The organism is Bradyrhizobium sp. 190 (genome assembly GCF_023073415.1).
Taxonomy (GTDB): Bacteria; Pseudomonadota; Alphaproteobacteria; order Rhizobiales; family Xanthobacteraceae; genus Bradyrhizobium.
Window position 1 is genome coordinate 728,875 of the sequence record NZ_JADPJL010000012.1, and the last position, 15,082, is coordinate 743,956.

The 15,082-nt window shown below is 63.1% G+C and carries 14 protein-coding genes; 8 read left to right on the forward strand and 6 right to left on the reverse strand.

From position 1 onward, the window contains the following. Positions 1-234: 234 nt before the first annotated feature. The gene (locus IVB22_RS12545) at positions 235-1,899 is read left to right on the forward strand and encodes a thiamine pyrophosphate-binding protein (RefSeq protein WP_247517614.1); all 1,665 of its coding nucleotides are present in this window, start codon (positions 235-237) and stop codon (positions 1,897-1,899) included. 12 nt (positions 1,900-1,911) lie between these two features. Further along, positions 1,912-3,045 carry a mandelate racemase/muconate lactonizing enzyme family protein gene (locus tag IVB22_RS12550; RefSeq protein WP_247517615.1) on the forward strand — a complete coding sequence of 378 codons (1,134 nt, stop codon included), beginning with the start codon at positions 1,912-1,914 and terminating at the stop codon, positions 3,043-3,045. 97 nt (positions 3,046-3,142) lie between these two features. On the opposite strand, the gene IVB22_RS12555 is transcribed toward IVB22_RS12550, so the two are convergent. Next, the gene (locus IVB22_RS12555) at positions 3,143-4,531 is read right to left on the reverse strand and encodes an LLM class flavin-dependent oxidoreductase (RefSeq protein WP_247517616.1); all 1,389 of its coding nucleotides are present in this window, start codon (positions 4,529-4,531) and stop codon (positions 3,143-3,145) included. 185 nt (positions 4,532-4,716) lie between these two features. On the opposite strand from IVB22_RS12555, the gene IVB22_RS12560 reads away from it, so the two are divergent. Continuing rightward, positions 4,717-6,102: a M20 family metallopeptidase gene (locus tag IVB22_RS12560; protein ID WP_247517617.1), complete on the forward strand. Its 1,386-nt coding sequence runs from the start codon at positions 4,717-4,719 to the stop codon at positions 6,100-6,102. A 7-nt stretch (positions 6,103-6,109) separates the two neighbouring features. Here IVB22_RS12560 and IVB22_RS12565 read toward each other — a convergent pair whose 3' ends face one another. From IVB22_RS12565 to IVB22_RS41900, 4 genes are all read right to left on the reverse strand, one after another. Next, positions 6,110-7,618, reverse strand: coding sequence for a tripartite tricarboxylate transporter permease (locus tag IVB22_RS12565; RefSeq protein WP_247517618.1), 1,509 nt, complete (start codon positions 7,616-7,618; stop codon positions 6,110-6,112). A gap of 7 nt (positions 7,619-7,625) precedes the next feature. Further along, entirely contained in the window at positions 7,626-8,111 is a 486-nt protein-coding gene (locus IVB22_RS12570) for a tripartite tricarboxylate transporter TctB family protein (protein ID WP_247517619.1), read from the reverse strand. Positions 8,112-8,254: 143 nt separating this feature from the next. Further along, on the reverse strand, positions 8,255-9,226 hold the full coding sequence (locus IVB22_RS12575) for a tripartite tricarboxylate transporter substrate binding protein (protein WP_247517620.1): 972 nt from the start codon (positions 9,224-9,226) through the stop codon (positions 8,255-8,257). Between the two features lie 263 nt (positions 9,227-9,489). Next, a complete protein-coding gene (locus IVB22_RS41900; RefSeq protein ID WP_374207506.1) occupies positions 9,490-9,798 on the reverse strand; it encodes an FAD-dependent oxidoreductase in 309 nt (102 codons plus the stop codon). Positions 9,799-10,468: 670 nt separating this feature from the next. Here IVB22_RS41900 and IVB22_RS12585 point away from each other — a divergent pair. The 5 genes from IVB22_RS12585 (at position 10,469) to IVB22_RS12605 (ending at position 14,511) form a co-directional block, all read left to right on the forward strand. Further along, positions 10,469-11,353, forward strand: coding sequence for an amino acid ABC transporter substrate-binding protein (locus tag IVB22_RS12585; protein ID WP_247517878.1), 885 nt, complete (start codon positions 10,469-10,471; stop codon positions 11,351-11,353). 78 nt (positions 11,354-11,431) lie between these two features. Then, on the forward strand, positions 11,432-12,163 hold the full coding sequence (locus IVB22_RS12590) for an amino acid ABC transporter permease (protein ID WP_247517621.1): 732 nt from the start codon (positions 11,432-11,434) through the stop codon (positions 12,161-12,163). A gap of 2 nt (positions 12,164-12,165) precedes the next feature. Next, the gene (locus IVB22_RS12595) at positions 12,166-12,858 is read left to right on the forward strand and encodes an amino acid ABC transporter permease (protein ID WP_247517622.1); all 693 of its coding nucleotides are present in this window, start codon (positions 12,166-12,168) and stop codon (positions 12,856-12,858) included. 6 nt (positions 12,859-12,864) lie between these two features. Beyond that, positions 12,865-13,596 (forward strand): amino acid ABC transporter ATP-binding protein, encoded by a 732-nt coding sequence (locus tag IVB22_RS12600; protein WP_247517623.1) that lies wholly within the window; start codon positions 12,865-12,867, stop codon positions 13,594-13,596. Positions 13,597-13,653: 57 nt separating this feature from the next. Further along, positions 13,654-14,511, forward strand: coding sequence for a D-amino-acid transaminase (locus IVB22_RS12605; RefSeq protein ID WP_247517624.1), 858 nt, complete (start codon positions 13,654-13,656; stop codon positions 14,509-14,511). Positions 14,512-14,665: 154 nt separating this feature from the next. Here IVB22_RS12605 and IVB22_RS12610 read toward each other — a convergent pair whose 3' ends face one another. Next, positions 14,666-15,079 carry a cupin domain-containing protein gene (locus tag IVB22_RS12610; RefSeq protein ID WP_247517625.1) on the reverse strand — a complete coding sequence of 138 codons (414 nt, stop codon included), beginning with the start codon at positions 15,077-15,079 and terminating at the stop codon, positions 14,666-14,668. Positions 15,080-15,082 lie beyond the last annotated feature (3 nt).

A 15,082-nucleotide genomic window follows, 5' to 3' on the forward strand; every position in this document is an offset into this window, starting at 1 on the left:
TCGTGCCCCGGACGCAAGCGGCCGGAGTGCTGCGCGCCGGGGCCATTCTACTTTGCATGGGGTTGTTTTCGCGATTTTGTGTCTGGGCCCTGCGGTGTACCGCCGAAGAGTATCTGCGCCACGTCCGGACACAACGCGCAGAGCAGCCATGACCTGCCTCCATTGCGTACAACCTTCAAGTTTGATCATCTGCCTCCATCCCGCAGGCCAACGGACCGGCGGGCGGGAGGACACATGAAGAATAAAATAACCGGCCGCTCCGCATTCCTTGCACTGCTGAAAGACGAGGGCGTCACGCATCTGTTCGGCAATCCCGGCACCACCGAACTGCCGATCATGCATGCGCTGAAGGATCACCCGGACCTCACCTACGTGATGGCGATGCAGGAAAGCCTTGTCGTCGCCATGGCCGACGGTTTCAGCCGCGCCTCGGGCAAGCTCGTCGCCTGCAATGTCCACGTTGCGCCGGGTCTCGGCAACGCGATGGGCTCGCTCTACAACGCAAGCTTCACCGGCACGCCCTTGATCTTGACTGCAGGCCAGCAGGAGCAAGGCCACGGCCTGACGGAGCCGGTGCTTTACGGCCCGCTGGTGCAGATGGCGGAGCCGCTGGTGAAATGGGCCGTCGAGGTGACGCGGCTGGAAGATCTGCCGCGCATCGTGCGCCGCGCCGCCAAGATCGCGACCACGCCGCCGACGGGACCGGTGTTCATATCGCTCCCCGGCGACATCCTCAATGCCGAGGCCGGCATCGAACTCGGCCGCTCGACCCGGGTCGATACCCGCGTCAAACCGGCGGACGAATCGCTGCAGGCGCTGACCGCGCGCATCCTCAAAGCCGAGCGGCCTGTGATCATCGTCGGCGATGAGATCGTCAAGAGCGATGCCTTGCAGGAGGCCGCTCAACTCGCGGAAACGCTGGGTTGTCCGGCGTATCAATCGTCGACCCCGTATGGCGCGCATTTCCTGTCCGAAAGCCCGTGCTTCATGGGCGCGCTGGCGCGCATCCAGAAGATTGCCCGCGAGACGCTCGCGCCCTACGACCTCATCATCGCGCTCGGCGGCGATCCCCTGCGGATGTCGGTCTACAGCGAGACCGACCCGCTGCCGGACGGGCTGTCGATCGTTCAGGTCGGCCTGGTCGATTGGGATCTCGCCAAGAACTACAGCGCCGAGATCGCGCTCAAGGCCGACGTCAAGGAAACCCTGCGCGCGCTGGTACCGGCGCTGAAGGCCGCGGGCGGCAGTGCGCTTCAGGCGCGGGCGAACCGGGGATTGGACGCGCTGGCATCTAAGAACTGGACGGCCCGGCGCAAACCGCTGATCGAGCAGATATCGAAAGCGGGAAAAACCTCGCCGATCGATCCGGACTGGCTGGCGCTGCAGGTGGTCGAGGCGATGCCCGACAACGCGATCCTGGTCGACGAGGGACTGACGTCATCGCGGCAGATCATCGCGCTGCGCCCGCATCGCGATCGTTACGGCTATCACGCGCTGGCCTCGGGCGGCATCGGCTGGGGATTGCCGGCATCCGTCGGCGTCAGTCTCGCCAATCCCGAGCGGCCGGTCGTGTGCTACTCGGGCGACGGCAGTTCGATGTATTCGATCCAGTCGCTATGGACCGCGGCCAACCACAAGCTGCCGCTGACATTCGTGATCGTCAACAATGGTGGCTACCGCATCATCAAGCAGCGGCTGCTCGCCTTCCATGGCGACGATCACTATGTCGGCATGGACTTCATCGATCCGCCGGTGGATTTTACGGGATTGGCGAAATCGCTCGGACTTGAGGCGACACGGGTCACCGATCCCGGCCAGTTGAAGTCCGTATTGTCATCCGCCTTCAGCCGCCCCGGCGCCAAGCTGATCGAAGTTGTCGTGAGCAATTCGGTGAACTGAGCCGGCATACGCATGATCATCACGGCCGTCCGCACGCACATTCTCGAGGCGAAGCTTTCGCAGCCCTTCGCCTATTCCCGGGCCTGGTACGACACCCGCACCGCCATGGTGGTCGAGATCGAAACCGATGCGGGCCTGATCGGCTGGGGCGAGTGCTACGGACCCGCCCGGATGACCGCGGCCGTCGTCCAAAGCGTGGCGCCGTGGCTGATCGACGAGGATCCGCTGCGGACGGATTATTTGTGGCAGATGATCTATGCGCGGCTGCGCGATCACGGGCAGAAGGGCGTCGTGATCGAAGGCTTGAGCGGGATCGATATCGCGCTGTGGGACATCAAGGGAAAGCATTTTTGCGTCCCCGCGCACCGGCTGCTGGGTGGGCCGCTTCGCACTGAGGTGCAGGCCTACGCGACCGGTCTCTACCGGCGCAAATCGGGCGATCCGCTCCGCTATCTCGCAGAGGAAGCAGCCGGATATACCGCGGAAGGTTTCAAGGCCGTGAAGCTGAAGGTCGGCTTCGGCGTGGAAGAAGACGCCGCAGTGACGCGCGCCGTGCGCGAGGCGATCGGGCCCGACGTCGCACTGATGGTCGATGCCAATCACGCCTACGACGCGGTTGCCGCGATCCGGCTCGGCCGGATGATCGAGCCATATGACATCGGATGGTTCGAGGAGCCGGTACCGCCGGAGGATGTAGCAGGTTATCGCGCGGTGAAGGCGGCGCTATCGATCCCGGTCGCGGGCGGAGAATGCGAGTTCACGCGGTTTGGTTTCCGTGACCTGCTGGTGTCGCAGGCGATCGATATCATCCAGCCTGACACTTGCGCGGCGGGCGGTCTGTCTGAGTGCAAGAAGATCGCCGACATGGCCGAGGCATTCGGCGTTCGCTATAACCCGCATGTCTGGGGAACCGGCATCGCGATCGCTGCGTCGCTGCAACTATTGGCCGTTCTGCCGGCCCATACGCCGGTTTCGCTTGCGCCGATCCAGCCGATGCTGGAGTTCGATCGGACCGAACATCCCATTCGTCAATCGCTGCTGGTTCAGCCGATCGAACACACCGGCGGCATCGTTCGTGTGCCTGATGGCCCCGGCCTCGGCATCGAGGTCGATCGGGATGCGCTGGCGCGATTTACGGTTCGATGAAGAAGTAGGGTGGGCAAAGCGAAGCGTGCCCACCATCAGTCGCGCAATCGGAGAGGTGGTGGGCACGGCGCAAGAGCGCCTTTGCCCACCCTACAAGTTACTCCGCTGCTTTCGCTGCGATGTGCGGCCGGTACTGAGCGGCTGGATGCTGTTCCGTCAACCGCGCACGCCCGGCACCGAACAGCTTCTCCCGCAGCGTTCCCTCCGCATACGCGCGCTTGTATCGCCCGCGCCGGGTCAATTCCGGCACCAGCATATCCGCAATATCCTCGAAATCGCCGGGCGAGGTAGCAAACGCAACATTGAGTCCATCGACGTCGGTCTGCTCGAACCAGGCCTCGATATCGTCGGCGACCTTCTCGGGCGTGCCGACCACGACCGGGCCGGCGCCGCCGATGCCGACATGCTCGACGACCTCGCGCACGGTCCAGACCCGGTCAGGATCGGCACGGGTGACGTTATCAAGCGCGGTGCGGCCGGCATCGTTCTGAATGTGGCGCACCTGCTGGTCGAGGTCGTAGCCCGAGAAATCGATACCCATCCAGCCCGACATCAGCGCCAGCGCGCCCTCGGGCGCGATGTGGCGGCGATAATCAGCGTATTTCGCTTTTGCCTCGGCCTCGGTGCGGCCGAGAATGATCGTCATCATGGAGAACATCAGGATTTCGGCTGGATTGCGCCCGATTTCCTTCGCAGCCGCGCGGATCGCTGACACGCGCGGCCCGATGATCTTGGCCGACGGGCCCGACATGAACACGCATTCGGCGTGCTGGGCGGCGAACTGCCGTCCGCGTGGCGAGGTGCCGGCCTGATACAGCACTGGCGTGCGCTGCGGCGACGGCTCGCTGAGATGAATGGCGTTGAGCCGGTAGTTGCTTCCCTCGTGCTCAATGCGATGCACCTTGGAAGGGTCGGCGAAAATGCCGCGTGTGCGGTCGCGCAGCACAGCGTCGTCCTCCCAGCTTCCTTCCCAAAGCTTGTAGACCAGCTCCATATATTCATCCGCGATCTCGTAGCGGTCGTCATGCGCGGTCTGCTTGTCCTTGCCGGCGCCGCGGGCCGCGCTGTCGAGATAGCCGGTCACCACGTTCCAGCCGATCCGGCCTTCGGTCAGGTGATCCAGCGTCGACATCCGTCGCGCAAACGGGTAGGGCGGCTCGAACGAGAGATTGCTGGTGACGCCAAAACCGAGATTTTGCGTCACCGCCGCCATCGCCGGGATCAGCATCAAGGGCTCATTCGCCGGCGTCTGCGCGGCATTGCGCAGCGCGGCGTCAGGGCTATCGCCGAACACATCGTAGACGCCGAGCACGTCGGCGAGAAACAGCCCGTCGAACCGGCCGCGCTCCAGCGTCTTCGCCAGGTCGAGCCAATAGGGCAGGCGGTTGTAGCCGAGCGTGCGGTCGCGCGGATGGGTCCAGAGCCCCGGCGATTGATGCGCCACGCAGTTCATGGCGAAGGCGTTGAGCCGGATTTGTTTTGTCATGACACGGACCTCGGTGCGTGCAGGGTTCCCTGCGCGTTCGCCCGGTTAGACGCCGGGCTGTTGCCTGAAATTGTTGCATCCTCGCTGGTTTTAGCAAGGCCCATTCGGCTCGTCGTGCCACTTCCAGCGGGCGGCTTATCTCGATAGGTTGCGCTCCACAAAATTGGCGAACAAGGAAAAGAAATATGGCTGATAGAGGCGACGCGATTGCGCGGGTACGTGAGCATCTTCATTCCGGCGCGTTTCTCGCCGAGCTCGGCCGCAGGGTCGGTTATCGGACCGAAAGCCAGAATCCCGGCAGCGGCGAGGCGTTGCGCGCCTATCTCGTCGACGACCTTCAGCCCGCCTTCGCCGCGCTCGACTTCTCCACCCGCCTGATCGAATCGCCGACCGGCAAGGGTCCGTATCTGCTGGCGGATTATCGCGAGGATGCGTCGCTGCCGACCGTGCTCACCTATGGCCATGGCGATGTCGTCGACGGCATGGACGGCGAGTGGCGCGACAATCTCGACCCCTGGAAAACCACGACCAAAGGCGAGCGCGTCTATGGACGCGGCACCGCCGATAACAAGGGCCAGCACAGCATCAATCTCGCGGCATTGCGCGCCGTGCGCGAGACCCGCGGCGGCAAGCTCGGCTTCAACGTCAAATTCATCATCGAGACCGGCGAGGAGATCGGCTCGCCCGACCTGCGGCAGGTGTGCGAAGCCCATCGCGAGGAGCTGAAGGCGGATCTGTTCCTGGCCTCCGACGGGCCGCGGCTTTCGGCCGATCGACCGACCATTTTCCTCGGCTGCCGCGGCGGCAACCGCATCCATCTCGATGTCAATCTGCGCGAGGGTGGGAACCATTCCGGCAATTGGGGCGGTGTACTTGCCAACCCCGCTACGATCCTTTGCAACGCCATTGCGAGCCTCGTCGACGGCAAGGGGCGGATGAAGCTCGACGCGCTCAAGCCGCCGCGGATTTCCAACGCCGTCCGCGCAGCGCTCGCAGACGTGAAGATCGAGCCGACCGCAGACGAGCCGGCGCTGGCGCCCGACTGGGGCGAGGAGGGATTGTCGCCGGCCGAGCGGCTGTTTGCCTGGAACACGCTGGAAGTCCTGGCGATGTCGTCCGGCAATGTCGAGAAGCCGGCCAACGCGATTCCGGGGCGCGCCAATGCCGTGCTGCAGCTCCGCTTCGTCGTCGGCACCAAGTATGAAGAGGTCGTCGATGCCGTACGCGCGCATTTGCATGCCAACGGCTTTCCGATGGTGGAGGTCAGCGGCGCGCAGCGTTTCGCGGCCTCGCGCACCGATGTCGACAGCCCCTGGGTGAACTGGACGGCAGACTCGATCCTGAAGACCACCGGCAAGGCGCCTGCGATCCTGCCGAATTTCGGCGGTTCGCTGCCCAACGACGTGTTCGCCGAAGGGCTGGGCCTGCCGACGATCTGGGTGCCGCATTCCTATCCCGGCTGCTCGCAGCATGCGCCGGATGAACACATTCTTCTGCCGGTGACGGAGGAAGCGCTCGCCATCATGGCGGGGCTGTTCTGGGATCTCGGCGAGAAGAAGCGGGCGTTCTAGCTGCGGCTCACACCCCTTCGTCCAGCGCGACCATCTCGCGCTTCTTGCGCAGCGCAGGCAGCAGCGGCGCGACCAGCAGCACGACCGCGAACGCCAGGCAGACGGCCGAGATCGGTCGCTGCACGAAGGTCATGAGATCGCCCTGCGACAGGATCAGCGACTTGCGCAGATTGTTCTCCAGCATCGGCCCCAGCACGAAGGCCAGCACCAGCGGCGCAGGCTCGTAGCCGAGCTTGCGCATGAAATAGCCGATAATGCCGAATGCGATCATCACATAGACGTCGAAGATGTTGTTGCTGGAGCAGTAGACGCCGATGATGGTGAACAGGATGATCAGGGGGAACAGGATGTTGTACGGCAGCTTGAGAAGCTGAACCCACATCCCGATCATCGGCAGGTTCAATACGAGCAGCATCAGGTTGCCGATATACATGCTGGCGACGATGCCCCAGAACAGGCCGGGGTTCTGCGTGATCATCAGCGGGCCGGGCTGCAGGCCGTGAATGACGAAGGCGCCGAGCAATAGCGCCATCACCACATTTGGCGGAATGCCTAGTGTCATCAGCGGAATGAAGGCGCCGCCGGCCGCGGCGTTGTTGGCAGCTTCGGGACCTGCAACACCCTCGATCGCGCCGTTGCCGAAGCGCTCCGGTGTCTTGGACAGCCGCTTCTCCAGCGCATAGGACGCGAACGACGAGATCACCGCGCCGCCGCCAGGCAGGATGCCGAGGAAAAATCCAAGGACCGTTCCGCGCGACATCGGGCCGGCGCTGGCTTTCCAGTCCTCCCTGCTCGGAAACAGGTGCGTGATCTTGGTGTTGATGATGTCGCGCTTGATGACCTGCTCGGTGTTGATCAGCACTTCGGCGATTCCGAACAGGCCCATGACCACCGGAACGAGGCCAATGCCGTCGATCAACTCTATCCGGCCGAAGGTCAGGCGCGGTTGCGCGGTAATGCTGTCGAGCCCGACCACCCCGAGCACGATGCCAACGCAGGCCATCAGCAACGCCTTCGCCATCGAGCCCTGCGTCAGGAAGGTCAGGACCACGAGGCCGAGCACCATCAGGCTGAAATATTCGGCCGGACCGAACGCGATCGCGACGCTGGCGAGCTTGGGCGCCACCAGCATCAGTGCGATCAGCGCGAAGGTGCCGGCGAAGAACGAGCCGAATGCGGAGATGCCGAGCGCAGGTCCCGCGCGGCCCTGCTTGGCCATCTGGTGGCCATCGATGCAGGTGACGACGGAAGCGGCTTCGCCGGGAATGTTGACCAGGATCGAGGTGGTCGAGCCGCCATACATCGAGCCGTAGTAGATGCCGGCCATCATGATGATGCCGGATTCCGGCGTTCCCGACAGCGTGATCGGCAGCAACAGCGACATCGCCGAGATCGGGCCGATGCCCGGCAGCACGCCGACCAGCGTGCCGATGAAGACGCCGATGAAGCAGTAGATCAGGTTGATGGGTTGAAGGGCGACGCCGAAGCCATGGGCGACATTGATGAGTGTGTCCATGATGCGATCAGCCGATTTCGAAGAGGCCCGAAGGCAACTGGATCAGGAGCAGGCGTTTGAGGATCCACCACATGCCAAGCGGTACGAGCACGGCAATCGGAACGGCCAGCGACCAGCGCACGGGATCGACCACGCGCAACAGCAGCAACATCAATGGAATCGAGGACAGCAGAAAGCCGAGCGGGTTGAGAGCGAAGGAAAAAGCGACGAGGCAGACGATCACCAGCAGCGGCTTGGTCCAGCGCGTGTTCACCCAACGCGAGCCAAAGGTCGGCCCGCCCTCGGTCAATGCGGCGATCATGATTGAGGTGGCGAACAGGCACATCAGGATGCCGGTATAGAACAGCACGAACCCGGCGCCGGGGTCGTTGATGGTGCCGAGCTTGAGCTTGAGCCCGGACCAGATCACGAAGCCGCCGAGCGCAAGCCCGATCAGCCCGCCCCACAGTTCGGAGTTGTTGAGGCGGAATTTGACGTCGGTATCGTTACTCATGTGCTCTCTCAGCCGTTCCCCGGACGCTGCGCAGCACGAAGTGATGCGCTGCAGAGCCGGGGCCCATGTGCTTGGGGTGATATGGTCCCGGCTCTGCGGAGCAGCGTGAAGAACGCTGCACCGCGTCCGGGACGCGGCCGAAGCTAATTCGTCTTCTTCGCCAGCCCGAGCTTGTCGACCACCTTGCGTTCGGACTCGGTGACCTCGACGACGAACTTCTTGTAGTCCTCGGTGCTCTTGTAACTGGGCACCATGTCGAATTTGGCTAGCGTGGCGATCACGGCCGGATCGTCCAGCGCCTTCTTGAAGGCGTCATGCAGCTTGGCGACGATCTTCGGGTCCATGTTTTTCGGTCCGGCGATGCCGAACGGGGAGTCATAGACCATAGGGTAGCCGAGTTCCTTTAACGTCGGCACCTCGGGATAGTTCGGCGATCGCGCCGAGGTCCATACCATCAGAAGCCGCAGCTTGCCGGCGTCGACCAACGGTCGCCAGCCGGTCGAGTCCGCCTGCAGCATGGTGTGCTGTCCCAGCACCGCGGCATTGGTTTCCGCGCCGCCCTTGAAGGGCACCTGCGTCAGCTTGATTCCCGCCAGGCTGGCGATCTGCTCCATGCCGATATGCAGCGACGTGCCGGCGCCCGGCGTCGCATAGGTCACCTTGCCGGGGTTCTGCTTCGCGTAGTCGACGACGTCCTTCCAGGTTTTGAATGGCGATTCGGCGCTGGTGGTGACGCCGAACGTGTAGCCGGTGAGGTGGATGATATAGGTGAAGTCCTTGTCCGGATTCCAGGAGACTTCCTGCATCAAGGGCAGGCGGAACACCGTGATCGGGATCTGGGCGATGGTATAGCCGTCGGGCTTGCCGCCCGCTGCCATGGTGGCAGGGCCGACGGTGCCGCTGCCGCCGGCCTTGTTGTCGATGACGATCGGCTGTCCGAGCACCTTGGACGCGCTTTCGGCGATCGCCCGCATCGAGATGTCGGTCGAGCCGCCCGCCGGCCACGGGACGATCAGCGTGATCGGCTTGGTAGGATATTCCTGCGCGCCGGCGGCTGCTGAAATCAGCATGCCGACGGCGGCGACGGCGAACGTCAAACGGCGACCTCTGGACATATCGAACACTCCCCTGCGGCCTCATTGACGGGAGGCGCGTTTATCTTTGTTTTTTCCCAGGTTCGATCTTCCCCGAAATCGACCGAGAAGAAAAGCGTGTTGACCGCGGCGAGCAGCGCTGGGGCCGGTCGCAGCCGGCTGGAAGTGCGATGTGCGACAATTGGTCTGCCGCGGCCTCCCGAGATACGGAATTTATGCCGCGCGGCGCAGGGCAAACGCGCTCACCTCGCTGACCTCCGGTTTGCGATCGATCATATCGGCCGTCAGTCGGCACTGCCGCAGGCGAGCGTCCAGCCGAGCATGCCGTGCCCTGAGTTGACGAACAGGCCATCGAGTGGCGACCAGCCGATGATCGGCCGGCTGTCCGGCGTCGTGGGACGAAGCCCGCACCACGGCTTGACGTCGCCGGCAGCGTCCGTGCCGAGCATCTCCGCAGAAGCGCGGATGTCGACGCGTCCGGTGTCGATCGTCGTGTTGTTGCTTTCGAGATCGGCGATGCCGGCGATCCTTATCGCCATGTGCCCGACAGCCGCATCGAGCTTGGCGGCAAGCCGCTTCGCCGCAACGAACATATCCGCATCGCCTTGCCGTTCGCGATGGCCACCGCACGGCTGCCGCAATGGTGGCAGGCCTGGTCACAGGAGCGGCGGTTGCACAGAATTCCTGCGGCCCTGTGCCAGCGAGGCGCTGGTGGCCAAGGGCGGCGCGTCGCTGCCCGGACGGCCGTCGCATCCGGTGCCGCTCCTGATGTATTCGCCGGCGTCCATTTCGCCCGGCTGGTCGATCTCATCCTGGAGAATGCCCCATTTCCGGCGTGCGGGTCATTGAAAGCGATATGTCCGATGTGCTCTGCGGGATGGCGCTCGGCGGCCGGGGCATCGCCTGGTTGACCGAGGGCACCGTGGGGTGGGGGCTTATGGCGCGGAAGCGGCTGCCCCCGATTGGCGGCGACAAATGGGCGTTGCCCTTGTCTTTAGTCGCATTCAGGGGCCGAATGCATGATGGTCAACGGGCGCTAAATCTGTTTTGGTCCGAATTGTGCAGGTATGGTGCCGGGCACGCCGGGGCGGTCAGGAAAAGATAGGTTGGAGACCCGCCGGCGAAACTACCTGGCAAGTTACTTCGTAAGCTACGTGGCAAGTTGTCAGCTACCTGGCAAATTGTCGAGTTCGAGTGGACGAGCGATCGTCCGCAACCTTTTGAGGGAGAAGTTACGTGAAACATCGTCAAATTATCGGCTATATGCTCGCCGGCGTGCTGTGCACCGGGCCGGCAATGGCGCAGGAACTTACCGGGACGCTGAAGAACATCAAGGACACCGGCGCTATCACGCTCGGCTTCCGCGACTCGTCGATTCCGTTCTCCTATCTTGACGACAACCAGAAGCCGATCGGCTACGCCATGGACATCTGCTACAAGATCGTCGATGCCGTGAAGAAGGAGCTCAAGCTCGACAAGCTCGAGGTCAAGCTCAACCCCGTGACGTCGTCGACCCGTATCCCGCTGCTCGCCAACGGCACGATCGATCTCGAATGCGGCTCGACCACCAACAATGTCGAACGTCAGAAGCAGATCGCCTATACCAACACCCACTTCCTGACCGCGAGCCGCTACGTCACCAAGAAGACGGGCAAGATCAATTCGATCGACGATCTCAAGGGCAAGTCGGTGGTCTCCACTGCCGGCACCACCAACATCAAGCAGCTCACCGAAGCCAATGCGGCGCGCAGCCTCAACATCAACATCATCCCGGCCAAGGACCACGCCGAGGCGTTCCTGATGGTGGAGACCGACCGCGCGGTGGCGTTTGTGATGGATGACATCTTGCTGGCAAGCCTGGTCGCCGGCTCGAAAGCGCCGGCTGACTACGTCATCTCCAAGGACGCGTTCTCCAAGCCCGAGCCCTACGGCATCATGCTGCGCAAGGACGATCCGGCCTTCAAGAAGGTGGTCGATGCCGCGACCGCGGCGCTCTACACCGGCGGCGAGGGCCAGAAGATCTACGACAAGTGGTTCACGCAGAAGATCCCGCCCAAGAACCTGAATCTCAACGTTCCGATCAGCTCCGAGCTGAAGAACGAGTTTGCGAAGCCGTCCGACTCGCCGGATCCGGATTCGTATAAGTAAACGTTCCCGCGCTCATGCAATGGCCCGGCCATTGCATGAGCGTACTGCTGTGGGACGAATGGCGAACGGTGGGGACCCGTGAACTATAACTGGAACTGGCACATCTTTTTCGAGCCGAACCCGACCGGGGCCGGCACGTATCTCGACATGCTGGTGTCGGGACTGTGGCTTACCATCAAGACGGCGCTGCTGGCCTGGGTCATTGCGCTGATCTTCGGCACGATCATCGGCATCCTGCGTAGCTTGCCGTCAAGGACAGCATCCTGGATCGGCTTTGGCTACGTCGAATTCTTCCGCAACATGCCGCTATTGGTGCAGCTGTTCCTCTGGTTCTTCGTGCTGCCGGAACTGTTGCCGCGCGCCGCAGGGCTGTGGATGAAGCAGCTTCCCAACGCGCCGTTCTGGACGGCGGCGATCGGGGTCGGCCTGTTCATGTCGGCGCGCGTCGCCGTGCAGCTTGCGGCCGGCATTGCCTCGCTGCCGCGTGGGCAGAAGCAGGCGGCAACGGCGCTAGGGCTGACGACTGGACAAGGCTATCGCTACGTGCTCCTGCCGATCGCGTTCCGCATCATCCTGCCGCCGCTCACGTCCGAATTCCTCAACACCATCAAGAATACCTCGGTCGCGATCACCATCGGCCTGATCGAACTGACCGGCCAGGCGAGGGCGATGCAGGAATTCTCGTTTCAGGTCTTCGAGGCCTTCACCGCCGCGACCGTGATGTATCTCGCGATCAACATCATCGTCGTCACCGGCATGCGCTTCCTCGAACGCAGCCTGGCGATCCCCGGCTACATCACGGGGAAATGACGATGTTCGACAATCTCGATTTCGATGTCATCCGCCGCTCGCTGCCCTATCTGTTCCTCGACGGCATGGGCTTTACGCTGATGCTGACCGGGCTGTCGGCGCTGGGCGGCCTGGTCTTCGGCACGATGATCGCACTGATGCGCCTGTCGAGCTATAGACTGATGGGCCGTATCGCCGGGCTCTATGTCGACTTCATGCGCTCGCTGCCGCTGGTGCTGGTGATCTTCTGGTTCTATTTCCTGGTGCCCTATATCGGGCAGTGGCTGACGGGCGCATCGCGGCCGATACGCGTCGGCGCGTTCACCTCTTCGCTCGTTACCTTCATCATGTTCGAGGCGGCGTATTTTTCTGAAATCATGCGCGCCGGCATCCAGTCGATCTCCAAGGGACAGCCGGCGGCCGCAAGCGCGCTCGGCCTGACCTATGCTCAGTCCATGCGCTACATCGTGCTGCCGCAGGCGTTCCGGAACATGCTGCCGGTGCTGCTCACGCAGACCATCGTGCTGTTCCAGGATACTTCGCTGGTCTACGTGCTGTCGATTCCGGACTTCCTCGGCGCCGCCAGCAAGGTGGCGCAGCGCGACGGGCGCCTGGTCGAGATGTACCTGTTCGCGGCGCTGGTCTATTTTGTGATTTCCTGTGTCGCGTCCTATGGCGTCCGGCGCCTGCAGGCGCGCATTGCTATTGTTCGGTGAGACCCCATGATCGAAATCAGCCACGTCAATAAATGGTACGGGCCGACCTTCCAGGTGCTGAAGGACTGCACCACCAGCGTCGCCAAGGGCGAGGTCGTGGTGGTGTGCGGGCCGTCAGGTTCGGGCAAGTCGACGCTGATCAAATGCGTCAACGCGCTGGAGCCGTTTCAGGAAGGCCAGATCATCCTCGACGGCATCAAGGTCAACGATCCCAAGACCGACCTGCCAAAACTGCGCGCCCGCGTCGGCATGGTGTTCCAGCATTTCGAATTGTTCCCGCATTTACGCATCATCGAGAACCTGTGCCTGGCGCAGGAGAAGGTGCTAGGCCGCTCGCATGGCGAGGCTATGGCCAAGGGCGAAAAGCTGCTCGAGCGCGTCGGATTGACGGTGCAAGCCAACAAATACCCGGCCGAACTGTCGGGCGGCCAGCAGCAGCGCGTGGCGATCGCGCGGGCGCTCGCGATGGACCCGATCGCGATGCTGTTCGACGAGCCGACCTCGGCGCTCGATCCCGAAATGATCAGCGAGGTGCTCGACGTCATGGTCGATCTCGCCCACGAGGGCATGACCATGATGGTCGTTACCCACGAGATGGGTTTTGCCAGCAAGGTCGCCAATCGCGTGATCTTCATGGACAAGGGCGAGATCGTCGAGGATGCGCTGAAGACCGATTTCTTCGGCAGTCCGCGCAGCGAGCGCGCGCAGCAGTTCTTGTCGAAGATTCTGTCGCATTAACGATTTGGGTACAAATAAACGCGGCGCAATTACTTTGCGCCGACAGGAGACTCTACTTTGGAACAGATCGCTTACGTCAATGGTTCGTTCGTGCCACTTTCAGAGGCGAAGGTCTCGATCCTCGACCGCGGATTCCTGTTTGCCGACGGCATCTATGAGGTTGCCGCCGTACTCGACGGCAAGCTGATCGACAATGCCTCGCATCTGGCGCGGCTGGAGCGCTCGGTCGGCGAGATCGAACTGGCCTTGCCGGAAACCACGGCGCGCATCCAGGAGATCCAGCAGGAATTAGTCAAGCGCAACAATCTCGTCAACGGCATGGTCTATCTGGAAGTGACGCGCGGCGCCGATACCGGGCGTGACTTTGCGTTTCCCAAGGGTGTCAAGCCGACGCTGATCATGTTTACGTCCACGAAGGACATCATCAATGCGCCCTCGGCCAAGACCGGCATCAAGGTGATCACGGTGCCCGATCTGCGCTGGACCCGGCGCGACATCAAGAGCGTCGCGCTGCTGGCGCAGGTGCTGGCAAAGCAGGCTGCTGCAGCAGCCGGCGCCGGCGAGGCCTGGATGATCGAGGACGGCAAGGTGACCGAGGGCGGCTCGTCGTCGTGCTTCATCCTGACCCAGGACGACGTGATCGTGACGCGGCAGAACGGCAGCGAAATCCTGCCCGGCTGCACCCGCAAGGCCGTGGTCGCGCTTGCCGAAGAGCGCCAGCTCCGCGTCGAGGAGCGGGCGTTTTCGGTCGAGGAGGCGCTGGCCGCCAAGGAAGCCTTCGTCACCAGCGCCAGCGTGTTCGTGCAGGCGGTGGTGTCGATCGATGGCAAAACGGTCGCCGACGGCAAGCCCGGCCCGATGACTAACCGGCTGCGCGAGATCTATGTGGAGTTCGCCAAGGCGACGGCGGTGTAGCACCCAGGATGTCGTCGTCCGGCTTGACCGGACGACCCAGTATTCCAGAGACGTCAGTGTGTGAGCCGAGGGGCCGCGGCGTACTGGATGCCCCGCCTGCGCGGGGCATGACAGCGGAGCGTGTGGTGCCTGCAGTGCGCCGCCGCGCCACGTCTTACTTCTTGTCGAACGTCGTCAGTTGCGCGCCGTCATCGGCAACGAAGACCGCCAGCAGGCTCGCAGGCTCCGTCGTGCTCGCATTCTCGCTAACGAGATGCTCGCTGCCGGGTGGCTCGAAAAAGGTTTCGCCCGCCTTGTAGACGCGCGCCGGGCCGGTCGCCGAATTTTCTGACCGGATGCTGCCGGACAGTACATAGACGAACACGCTGCCGGCGTGATGATGGCTGGCGGACTTGCCGCCCGGCGCGTAGTTGACCACGACTGCAGTCAGACTCTTGCCGGGCACGTTGGGAAGTTTCTCCGAACGAACCGGCGTTACCTTGTCGCCTTCGGCGTAAGCCGCGGGTGCGCCGACAATCGCCAGCGCGACCACGGCCATCGCTGCCGCACGACCCATCGCTATTGTCATGTT